This window comes from Halorubrum sp. Boch-26 (assembly GCF_029889805.1).
Taxonomy (GTDB): domain Archaea; phylum Halobacteriota; class Halobacteria; order Halobacteriales; family Haloferacaceae; genus Halorubrum.
The window spans coordinates 1-10,151 of sequence record NZ_JARANT010000096.1 but is presented as its reverse complement, the minus strand read 5'-3'; the positions used below and the strand labels follow the sequence as shown (position 1 = coordinate 10,151).

Below are 10,151 nucleotides of genomic sequence, written 5' to 3'. Positions count from 1 at the left end.
ATTGTTGACCGGCGGCCTCCCCCTCTGTTCTATCCCTCCCTCCCCCCCTCCGGGCCCCCCCCGCGCCCCCCCCCCCGCCGCCGCCGGCGACGACGACCCTGTCACCCGACTCTAGCGTCGTCTCTGGCGAGATGTCGGTTCGGAACTGCCCGTTTCGCTCGATCGCGACCGGGAAGCAGTCCGACTCGCGCACGGCCGGATCGGACAGCGTGCTTCCGGGGAGATCGTCGGCTTCGACGCCCACCAGTTCGACCTGACGATCGTAAGAGAGCACGGCTTCGCGGAGGACGTTCAGCGCGACCAGTCGCCCGCTGATGTCCGGCACGCTGAGCACGTAGGTCGCTCCCGCTCGGCGCGCCTTCGACTCGGTGTCAATGCCGTTCATTCGGGCGGCGATGTCGATCTCGCCCGCGATCGTCCGCGCGTGGAGCACCGAGAGGATGGCGTCGTTATCGTCCGCGAGCGCCGCGACGAACGCGTCCGCGTCCTCGACGCCGGCCTCGCGAAGCACGGCCTCGTCGGTCGCGTCGCCGGTCACGTCGGCGACCTCCTCGCGCAGGTCGATCACCGTACACGTGACGCCCGCCTCGGAGAGCCGGTCCCGTGCGGTCGAGCCGACCTCGCCGGCCCCCGCGATGACGACCTCGGTCGCCGCCTCCGTGTCCGGACGGCTCCGGATCTCGATCGCTCGGAGTTCGGCCTCGGACCCCGTGAGGATCACCGTCGCGGTCCGATCGAGCACCGTCTTCGGCGAGGGGTCCGGCCGGTACTCGCCGTCGTACCACAGCCCGGCGACAGTCACGTCATCGCTCGCGGACAGCCCGCTTTCCCCGAGCGTGGTCCCGTGGATCGGGCTCGACTCGTCGATTGTCACCTCGACCATCGCGAACTCGTCCCCGAGGCTCACGATGTCGCTGAACCGGAGATCGAACTCGGAGAGCAGTCTGTCGGCGATCCGGCGACCGACCAACTGGCGGGGCATCACGACGGTGTCGGCCCCCGCGTATTCCAGCGACGTTCGCAGCGAGGGGCTCTCGCACTGCGCGACGACCAGCACGTCGTCGTCGTGCTCGCGGACGGAGAGAACTGCGCTCGGCGCGTCGGTCCCCGCGACGTCAACGAGAACCGCCGCGGCGTCGCCGACGTTCGCCCGGCCGAGGGCGGCCGCCGCGGTCGGGTCGCCGCGAATCGCGGACCGGCCCGCCGACTCGAGGTCGATGACCGTCTCCTCGTCCGCCGCCACGACGACGTACTCCACGCCCCGGGCCTCGAATTCGTCCATGAGCCGTTCGACGCGTGCGGTGAGCTCGCAGGCGACGACCACGTGGTCGGTGAGCGCCGTCGACCTCGGCGCGGTCGGCGAGAGCCGATCCTCCAAGATCGGTTGGAACACGTACGGGAGAACGATGAACAGGATGAGGAACGTCGACAGGTCTACTCCGATCACGAACAGGTTCGCCACCGGCGACTCCCACGGGGCGTCCGAGCCGTATCCCGTCCCCGTGAACGTCTCGATGACGACCTGCGTCGAGTGGAAGTACCCGGCCGCGCTCCCCTCGACCGTGACCATCAGGGAGTGGTACGCCACGGACGTGACGAACGCGAGCACGGTGAGGACGGCGATTGTCTTCGCCACCCGCTGCTGCCACTGCTCCATGGGTCCGCCATCGGAACCGCGACGAATAGTTCACGCGGTCGCGGAGGTCGCCCTCCCTCCGCGAAGATCACCGGTGTAGGCTATCGAAGTCTGGCAGGGCGGAGCCGGTGCAGACCGGGGGCCGGCGGGAGCCTTATACGACCGGCCCGCCTTCCGGACGTGCATGGACGAGACCACCGATGCCGGAGGCGACGGGGGGAAGACCGACGCCGACCCCGGACCGGGCGCCGACCCTAGATCGAGCGCCGACCCCGGACCGGGCGCCGACCCCGGACCGGACGCCGACATCGCCGCCGACACCGACGCCGACCGGCACGAGTACCACCCCGACGGGGAACACGCCTTCCCCGACGCCCGGCTCAACGAGGTGCTCGACCGGATCGAGTCGGACCCGGAGATCGAGGCGTACCTGGAGGCGCAGAACGTCAACCCCGTCGATCGGAAGGGGTACAACGACCACGGCGCGAAACACGTCGAGATCGTCCGGGACCGCGCGCTCCGGCTGTACGACCTGCTGAAGGCCGGCGGCGTCGAGTTCAACGGCGCTCGCCAGCAGGGGCTCGACGAGGCCGACGAAGCGGTGATCATCGCGCTCGCGGCCACGCTCCACGACATCGGGCACGTCGTCCACCGCCACGACCACCCGTACTACTCGATCCCGCTCGCGGCCGACTTGCTCGACGACTTCCTCCCCTCGTTTTACGACGTTCCGGAGCAGGTCCGGGTCAAGGCAGAAGTCCTCCACGCCATACTCTGTCACCACACCGAAGAACAGCCGCTGACGCTGGAGGCCGGGGTCGTCCGGATCGCCGACGGGCTCGACATGGAGCGGGGGCGCTCGCGGGTTCCCTACGAGGAGGGCGGCCGCGGGATAAACACCGTCTCCTCGCAGGCGATCGAGCGCGTCTCGCTGCGGGAGGGCGAGGAGACCCCCGTGCAGGTCGTGATCCGGATGAACAACGCCGCGGGCGTCTACCAGGTGGATTCGCTACTGAAGGCGAAGATGGAGGGATCGCTGGTAGGGGACCGGATACAGACGATAGCGATCAACACCCACAACGACGAGGACGGAACGAAGTCGATCGTCGACCGGATCGAGCTGTAAGCGGGTCGCTTCGCGTCGTCTCGTCCGGACCGTCCCGTGTCGTAACGGCTTTGCGCGTGGCCGGGACAGTGCGGGTATGACCGACGCCGACGCGCTCGCGGACCTGCGGACCGGCGCCGACTACCAGTTCGGCGCCGGCGCGGGCCGCGCCCTCTTTCCCCCGGACGAGCCGCTGACCCTCCGCCGGTCGAGCGGCGGCCGCCCGCGGCAGGTGATCGTCGGGGACGTGGACGACACGCCCGGCAGCTCCGAGGGCGACCGCCTCGTCTCGTACGGCACCGACGGGCGCTTCACGCTCGGCGTCGCCGGCGGCCGGCGGCTCCGCGAGGCGTTCGACCCGCCGCGGCACCGGATGGTCGTCGGGGAGGAGAGCGAGCCGTTCGTCCGCGAGGGACGCAACGCCTTCGCGAAGTTCGTGACCGCGGCCGACGACGGGATCCGCCCCGGCGACGAGGTGCTCGTCGTCGACGGCGACGACGCGCTGTTCGCGGTCGGCCGCGCGGAGCTCTCCGGCGCCGAGGCCGAGGCGTTCGAGAGCGGCGTCGCGGTCAAGGTGCGGAACGGCGTCGGCGACGCGGAGTGACGGGAGCGCCGGCGCCGCCGTCGCCGACGTTCTTCCCCGATCGAAACGACCATTTCCTGCCCGCGAGACCCACGTGTATGCACGTCGTCGTCAACGCCGCCCAGAGCGTCGACGGGAAGCTCGCGACGCGGCGCCGGGAGCAGCTCCGCATCTCGGGCTCGGAGGACTTCGATCGGGTCGACCGCGTCAGGGCCGCCGCGGACGCGGTGCTCGTGGGCGTCGGAACGGTGCTCGCCGACGACCCGCACCTCACGCTCGACGAAGAGGACCGTCGCGTCCAGCGCCTGCGGAACGGCCGCCCCGGTCACCCCGCGCGCGTCGTCGTCGACTCGAAGGGGCGGACGCCGGCCGACGCCCGAATCCTCGACGACGCGGCGACGACGTACCTGCTCGTCTCGGACGCGGCGGCCGAGGAGCGCCGCGAGGCGCTGACCGCGGCCGGCGCGGAGGTCGTCGTGGCCGGGCGGAGCGGACCGGACGGCGGCTCGGGTTCGGACGGCGACCGCGTCGACCTCGCCGCGGGGTTCGACGAGCTGGCCGACCGCGGCGTCGACCGGCTGATGGTCGAGGGGGGCGGCGAGGTCATCTACTCGTGTTTCGCCGCGGGGCTCGTCGACGAGCTCCACGTCTATGTGGGGTCGACGGTGATCGGCGGCCGCGACGCGCCGACGCTCGCCGACGGCGAGGGGTTCGCCGAGTCGTTCCCGCGGCTCGACCTCGTCGATACCGAGCGGCTCGACGACGGGATCGTGCTCTCGTACGAGGTTCCCGGAAAGGTCCCGTAAGGCCTCGAAGCGCGACCGGCGCGTACGCGGCGGCACGACGGATCTCACGGTTGAGTTAATAAATAGCGATAGGTGTGTGATCGTTCGTCACGGATCGGCGGGTATACGGCCCGTGCTACCGGGTTACACCCGATTCACCGAAGTCTTTATATGTCGGCCTGCGGTAGGATCTGATACCAGAACGCCTCCGGCGCTGGTGGGATCGCACGCTGAAATGAACGGGAGCTCTTGTGAACGGCCCGACGCACGACGGCGAGCGATCGCTACCCCCGGAGCGGTGATGGAGAGATAAAAAATGGTAACGAAAGACGAAGTCATCGAGCAGTACGAGATCGAACCGATGGACGAAGCGGACAACGTGGACCTTTCTGAGGACGACCTCGACAACGGGTCGAAAGGTCAGCTCATCAAACGCGCCGGGCAGCTGCGGGACCGACGCAACGAGCTGAACCAGATGGCCTCCGAGCGCGCCTCCAAGCGCGACGACCTCAACGCGAAGACGCGTGAGAAGGTCGACGAGGCGCAGGAACACCGCGAGAAGCGCGACGAGCTCAACGAGCAGGTCCAAGAGCACAAGGACAAGCGAAACGAGCTCAACGCCGAGGCCAACGAGCTGTTCGACGAGGTCGAGGATCTCAAACAGGACATGGAGCTCGGCTCCGGAAAGTCCATCGAGGAGCTCAAAGAGGAGATCGAGGACCTCGAGTTCCGTCAGCAGACCGAAGTGCTCGACGCGGACGACGAGCGCGAGCTCATCGAGAAGATCGACGAGAAGCGCGAGAAGCTCGCCGAGAAGAAGGAGAAGGTCGACGACACCAGCGAGCTCGACGAGCTGGTCGAGGAGGCCGAGGAGGTCCGGTCCGAGGCGTCCCAGCACCACCAGAAGGTGACGGAGCTCGCGGACAAGGCCCAGGAGCACCACAACCAGATGATCGAGGCCTACCGCGAGGCCGACGACATCCGCGACGAGGCCGACGAGATGCACGAGCTGTTCGTGGAGGCCCAGGAGGCCGCCGACCAGCATCACGAGGACTTCGTGCGCGTCCAGAAGCGCCTGCGCGAGCTCGACAAGGAAGAGGAGCGCGAGCGCAAGGACGAGCGCGCGGAGAAGCGCGAGGAGGAGAAGGAGGAGGCCGAGGAGATCTATCAGAAGTTCAAGGAGGGCGAGACGCTCGACACCGAGGACCTGATGAAGCTCCAGAAGACCGGCCTGCTGTAAGCCGGACGCCGATTTCCCCCGATTTTGCGGTTGTTTTCGTCCCGTCAGTGACGACGTACTCGATCGATCGGACGCGGGACGAGCGGCGCCTCGGCGTCCGCCGCCGACGCCGGTCCCCGTAGCGCAACCATATAAACGGCCGCGCCCCCAACCGGCGGTATGGAGAGCGACGCGCGTTCGGACGGACGGACCCTCCTCGCGGCCGCCGCGGTCGGCGCGACGGCGACGGTGGCGGGCAGGCGGATCGTGGCCCGGCTCACCCGCGGACGGTTCGGTGATGCCGAGGAGTACAACGCGGCGAAGGTGACGGTCTCCGGACCCATCCGGCGCGACACCGGGCGCCCCTCGCCGCTGTCGGGACCGGGCGGGACGACCGCGGACGACGTGGTCGAGCAGATCGAGGCGGCCGACGAGGACGAGGACGCCGAAGCGCTCGTCGTCGAGCTCAACACGCCGGGCGGCGAGGTGCTCCCGAGCGACGACATCCGGCGCGCGGCCGCCGACTTCGACGGTCCGACGGTCGCGTACGCGACCGACACCTGCGCGTCCGGCGGCTACTGGATCGCGAGCGGCTGCGACGAGCTGTGGGCGCGCGACGCGAGCCTCGTCGGCTCCATCGGCGTCGTCGGCTCCCGGCCGAACGCGGCCGGGCTCGCGGACAAGCTCGGGATATCCTACGAGCAGTTCACCGCGGGCGAGTTCAAGGACGCCGGCGTCCCGCTGCGCGAGATCGAGGAGGACGAGCGGGAGTACCTCCAGGGGATCATCGACGGCTACTACGACCAGTTCGTCGAGACCGTCAGCGAGGGGCGCGACATGGATCCGGAGGCGGTCCGGGAGACCGAGGCGCGGGTCTACCTCGGGAGCGACGCGGCTGAGATCGGACTCGTCGACGAGCTCGGTACCGAGGACGACGTCGAGGACCGGCTCGAAGAGCTGATCGACGCGGAGCCGGAGGTCCGCGAGTTCACGCCCGACCGCGGGCTCGCGGAGCGGCTCGGCATCGGCGCGGAGCGCGTCGCGTTCGCCGCCGGCAGCGGCGTCGCGAGCGTGTTCGCGAGCGAGGGCGGCGACGTGGACGTCGAGCTGCGGTAGACGGAGCGTCGGCACCGGCGACCGGGCGGGAATCGGCACCGACGATCCGCTCGACGACGGGGAGCTTTTTATCCGGGCGGATCGAGAGTCGAAGCGTGACGACGCTGGTCATCTGCATCGACCGCTCCGGGACGATCGGACGGGCCACGAACGTCCCCATGCCGGTCGCCGGCTGGGAGGCGGTCCGGTCGCTCGTCACCGACGCCGGGCTCAGCGACCCGGAGGACGCCAGCGTCAACTGCCTGCTCGAATCGCTGCGGGTCGCGCGCGACCTCCGGGACGAGCGCGAGGAGTCGGTGGTCGCCGTCGTCTCGGCGGAGAGCGACACCGCGGTCGGCGCCGACCGATCGATCGCGTCCCAGCTCGACGACCTCGTGGATCGGTACGACCCCCGGGCCGCGGTCGTCGTCGTCGACTCCGCCGAGGACGAGCAGGTGCTCCCGATCGTGGAGTCGCGGATCCCGGTCGACTCCGTCGACCGCGTCGTCGTCCGCCAAGCCCGCGACATCGAGTCGACGTACTACCTGCTCAAGCAGTTCCTCGCCGACGAGCAGCTGCGCTCGACGGTCCTCGTCCCGTTCGGGATCGCGTTGCTCCTGTTGCCAGCGCTGTTCTACTGGTTCTCCCCCGCCGAGGCGGTCGCGGGCGTCGCCGGGCTGCTCGGCGCGGCGCTTCTTTATAAGGGTCTCGCGATCGACCGGTTCGTCGGGGGGATGCCGGAGCGGGTCCGGGAGGCGCTGTACGCCGGCCAAGTGTCGATCGTGACGTACGTCGTCGCCGGCGGACTCGCACTCGTCGGCGGCTTCTTCGGCGTGCTCTCCGCGTCGGTGCTGAGAGGCGTGCCGACGCTGGTGGAGGCGGTCGAGTTCACCTACGCCGCGGTCCCGTGGTTCGCAGTCGCGGGCGTCACCGCGGCCGTGGGACGGCTGCTCGACGAACTGATCCGCGACGAGGGGATCCGAACGCCGTACCTCAACCTCCCGTTCGTCATCGTCGCCGTCTCGCTCGTCGTCCGCGGGTTCGCCGGCTACTTCCTCGCGCAGGAGGCGATCCTCGACCCGTTAGAGCTGGGAAGCGTCGCCGTCAGCCCGGTCCAACAGCTCGCGGGATTCATCGTCGCGGGGCTCCTCGTCTCCCTCGTCGGCGTCAAGCTCGCGAGCGACGTGGGCACGGAGACGCTGGAAGACGTTATCGACGCGGACCGGGAGACGGACGGGGAGTGAGGACGACCGCGCCGTTCCCGCGGTCCCCGCACCGCGACCGCGCCGTTCCCGCGGTCCCCGCACCGCGACCGCGCCCCTTTTGTCGGTTGCGGCCGCGTGAGCGCCCATGGACGTGTACGGACTCATCGGGAATCCCGTCGAGCACTCGCTGTCGCCGCCGATGCACGAGGCCGGCTACGAGGCGCTCGGGATCGACGCGCGCTACGTCACCTTCGAGCCGGAGGCCGACGCGGCGGCCGCGGCGGTCGCGGGCGCGGCCGACCTCGGCGTGGCCGGACTCAACGTCACGGTGCCGTTCAAGCGCGACGTGCTCGACGCGGTCGACGCCGCACCCCTCGCCGATCGCATCGGCGCGGTCAACACGATTGACTTCGGCCCGGTCCGCGCGGGCGACCACCCCCGTGGCCACAACACCGACGCGGCCGGCGTGAAGCGTGCGTTCTCCCATCACGGCGTCGCTCTGGAGGGACGAGACGCCGTCGTCGTCGGAGCGGGCGGCGCGGGGCGGGCGGCCGCGTTCGCGCTGGCCGACGCGGGCGCGGCGGTCCACGTCGCGAACCGCACCGCGGAGCGGGCGGTCGACCTGGCGGAGGCGGTCCCCGGCGCGACCGGCGGGGGGCTCGGCGATCTCGGCGACCGCGTCGCCGGCGCCGACGTGCTGGTCAACGCGACCAGCGTGGGGATGGACGAGCCCGAGGCGACGCCGGTTCCGGCGGCCCACCTCCACGGCGACCTCGCGGTGCTCGACGCGGTGTACGCGCCCATCGAGACGCGGCTCCTCCGGGAGGCGGCCGACGCGGGCGCGACGACGGTCGACGGGGCGTGGATGCTCCTGTTCCAAGGCGTCGAGGCGTTCGAGATCTGGACCGGCCGAGAGGCGCCCGTCGACGCGATGAACGCGGCGCTGCGAGCGGAGCTGAAGTAGTCGACGGCCGATCGAATCGGCGTTCGATCTCTTACATAATCCCGGGGGTCGCCAGCAGCCCGGCGGTACCGACGAGGACCACGGAGAGGCCGGCGGCGCCGTAGAGGAAGGGCTTCGCGTCGCGGGCGGGCTCGCGGAGTTTACCGGCGTCGAGCCCGTCGGTCAGCTTTCCGCTCCCGACCTCGACGAGCCCGGTGATCAGGAACCAGAGCGCGATCATCGTCAACACGAGGTGACCCCGACCGGTGCCGGTGAGCGACTCGAACGTGTACAGCGTCCCGGCCATGTGCCCGCCCGACGCGAGGAAGACGAGGGCGCCGACGCGGGTGATCCACCGGAGGCGTCCGACGATCCCCTCGAGAACGCCGCCGTCGACGTCACCGCGGAGCGCCGGCGGGAGCACCGCGAGAGCGACGAACAACACGCTGCCGGTCCAGAGGACCGCGAAGCCGACGTGGAGTGACCACATGACCGGATTGACGATCTCCATGCCCGTCGGAGGGTCCGACGCCACTTATATACCGACGAGACGGATCCGCGCGACGGCGACGACGACGGCGGTCGCGAGAGCGGCCGTCGGCGAGGGTTTTTAAATATCCCACGGGCGTATACAGCGGTAATGGCCCTACTGCAGAAGATCAAGGAGAAACTCGGATTCGGGACCGGTCGCGCCGAGCGCGACGAAACGGAGGCGAAAGTGACCGTCGAGAGCGACCCGACGGCCGAGGAGGACGCGGGAACGGACGAGAGCGAGGATCCGGAGCCCGCCGCTGCCGGGACCGAGGCGGCGGCCTCAGCGGGGTCGGTGGTCGAGGACGAGCCGACGGCGGAAGCGGAGGCCGAGGACGCCGCGACCGCCGACGAGAAAGCCGAAGCGACAGCGGACGCGGAGTCGGCCGACACCGCCGCCGAACCGGCGGAGGCCGCCGACGCCGGGACGGAGGACGTGGCGGTCGACGCCGACGACGCCGGCACCGACGTCGAGGAGATCAAGGGGATCGGTCCGGCCTACGGCGAGCGGCTCGCCGGGATCGGCATCGAGACCGTCGAGGACCTCGCGGCCGCCGACGCCGCGTCCGTCGCGGAAGGCGCCAGCGTCGGCGAGGGGCGCGCCGCGACGTGGATCGAGCGGGCGAGCGAGTTCTGAGGCCGCCGACCGACCCTTCGTGAGGCCGTCGACCGCAACTGTTTCGTCGCGCCCGCCGAACCGAGCCACATGCAGCGATCGGTACACACCGACCGGGACCGCTTCCGCGAGGTCGCCGCCGCGGCGCCCGCGGGGGCCCGCGTCCCGGTCGAGCGCCGGGTCGCCGTCGACGACCCCTTCGCGGCCTACCGGCGGGCCCGCGACGGTCCCGGCGGCTTCTGTTACGAGACCACCGGCGGACAGCCCGGGTGGGGGTACTTCGGCGTCGACCCGGTCGAGCGGCTGACCGTCTCGGGCGCGGCCGCCGTCGCCGGAGGCGCCGAGGGCGACGCCGCCGACGCCCGCGACGGCACGGACGCGGGCGATCGGAGCCCGACCGGCGACTACCGGCGCCCGAGCCCGACGCTCGCGG

At 70.7% G+C, this 10,151-nt stretch carries 10 protein-coding genes and 1 pseudogene; 9 read left to right on the top strand and 2 right to left on the bottom strand.

Going from position 1 to position 10,151, the window contains the following annotated elements; genetic code table 11:
• On the bottom strand, nucleotides 1–1,657 hold a 1,657-nt coding region (locus OQF71_RS12225), incomplete at its 3' end, for an NAD-binding protein (RefSeq protein WP_280587999.1).
• Nucleotides 1,658–1,820: 163 nt separating this feature from the next.
• Between OQF71_RS12225 and OQF71_RS12220 the strand changes: the two genes are divergently transcribed.
• The 7 genes from OQF71_RS12220 to OQF71_RS12190 all read left to right on the top strand — a co-directional run bounded on the left by OQF71_RS12220 (nucleotide 1,821) and on the right by OQF71_RS12190 (nucleotide 8,592).
• A complete protein-coding gene (locus tag OQF71_RS12220) occupies nucleotides 1,821–2,762 on the top strand; it encodes an HD domain-containing protein (protein ID WP_280587998.1) in 942 nt (313 codons plus the stop codon).
• A gap of 76 nt (nucleotides 2,763–2,838) precedes the next feature.
• Entirely contained in the window at nucleotides 2,839–3,345 is a 507-nt protein-coding gene (locus OQF71_RS12215; RefSeq protein ID WP_280587997.1) for a PUA domain-containing protein, read from the top strand.
• A gap of 77 nt (nucleotides 3,346–3,422) precedes the next feature.
• Nucleotides 3,423–4,130, top strand: coding sequence for a 2,5-diamino-6-(ribosylamino)-4(3H)-pyrimidinone 5'-phosphate reductase (locus tag OQF71_RS12210; protein WP_280587996.1), 708 nt, complete (start codon nucleotides 3,423–3,425; stop codon nucleotides 4,128–4,130).
• A 295-nt stretch (nucleotides 4,131–4,425) separates the two neighbouring features.
• Nucleotides 4,426–5,349: a coiled-coil protein gene (locus tag OQF71_RS12205; protein ID WP_280587995.1), complete on the top strand. Its 924-nt coding sequence runs from the start codon at nucleotides 4,426–4,428 to the stop codon at nucleotides 5,347–5,349.
• A 159-nt stretch (nucleotides 5,350–5,508) separates the two neighbouring features.
• Nucleotides 5,509–6,444 carry a signal peptide peptidase SppA gene (sppA, locus tag OQF71_RS12200; protein WP_280587994.1) on the top strand — a complete coding sequence of 312 codons (936 nt, stop codon included), beginning with the start codon at nucleotides 5,509–5,511 and terminating at the stop codon, nucleotides 6,442–6,444.
• Nucleotides 6,445–6,539: 95 nt separating this feature from the next.
• Nucleotides 6,540–7,667, top strand: a complete 1,128-nt coding sequence (locus OQF71_RS12195) for a DUF373 family protein (protein WP_280587993.1) — start codon at nucleotides 6,540–6,542, stop codon at nucleotides 7,665–7,667.
• A 106-nt stretch (nucleotides 7,668–7,773) separates the two neighbouring features.
• On the top strand, nucleotides 7,774–8,592 hold the full coding sequence (locus OQF71_RS12190; RefSeq protein ID WP_280587992.1) for a shikimate dehydrogenase: 819 nt from the start codon (nucleotides 7,774–7,776) through the stop codon (nucleotides 8,590–8,592).
• Nucleotides 8,593–8,623: 31 nt separating this feature from the next.
• Here the strand turns inward: OQF71_RS12190 and OQF71_RS12185 are convergent, their stop codons facing one another.
• On the bottom strand, nucleotides 8,624–9,082 hold the full coding sequence (locus OQF71_RS12185) for a transporter (RefSeq protein WP_280587991.1): 459 nt from the start codon (nucleotides 9,080–9,082) through the stop codon (nucleotides 8,624–8,626).
• A gap of 129 nt (nucleotides 9,083–9,211) precedes the next feature.
• On the opposite strand from OQF71_RS12185, the gene OQF71_RS12180 reads away from it, so the two are divergent.
• Nucleotides 9,212–9,739, top strand: a complete 528-nt coding sequence (locus OQF71_RS12180) for a helix-hairpin-helix domain-containing protein (protein WP_280587990.1) — start codon at nucleotides 9,212–9,214, stop codon at nucleotides 9,737–9,739.
• Nucleotides 9,740–9,808: 69 nt separating this feature from the next.
• Nucleotides 9,809–10,151, top strand: a pseudogene (locus OQF71_RS12175) (anthranilate synthase component I); the annotation flags it as partial.

Coding starts and splice junctions, on each gene's coding strand:
- OQF71_RS12220 (WP_280587998.1), top strand. CDS start 1,821: ATGGACGAGACCACCGATGCCGGAGGCGACGGGGGGAAGACCGACGCC.
- OQF71_RS12215 (WP_280587997.1), top strand. CDS start 2,839: ATGACCGACGCCGACGCGCTCGCGGACCTGCGGACCGGCGCCGACTAC.
- OQF71_RS12210 (WP_280587996.1), top strand. CDS start 3,423: ATGCACGTCGTCGTCAACGCCGCCCAGAGCGTCGACGGGAAGCTCGCG.
- OQF71_RS12205 (WP_280587995.1), top strand. CDS start 4,426: ATGGTAACGAAAGACGAAGTCATCGAGCAGTACGAGATCGAACCGATG.
- sppA (WP_280587994.1), top strand. CDS start 5,509: ATGGAGAGCGACGCGCGTTCGGACGGACGGACCCTCCTCGCGGCCGCC.
- OQF71_RS12190 (WP_280587992.1), top strand. CDS start 7,774: ATGGACGTGTACGGACTCATCGGGAATCCCGTCGAGCACTCGCTGTCG.
- OQF71_RS12185 (WP_280587991.1), bottom strand. CDS start 9,082: ATGGAGATCGTCAATCCGGTCATGTGGTCACTCCACGTCGGCTTCGCG.
- OQF71_RS12180 (WP_280587990.1), top strand. CDS start 9,212: ATGGCCCTACTGCAGAAGATCAAGGAGAAACTCGGATTCGGGACCGGT.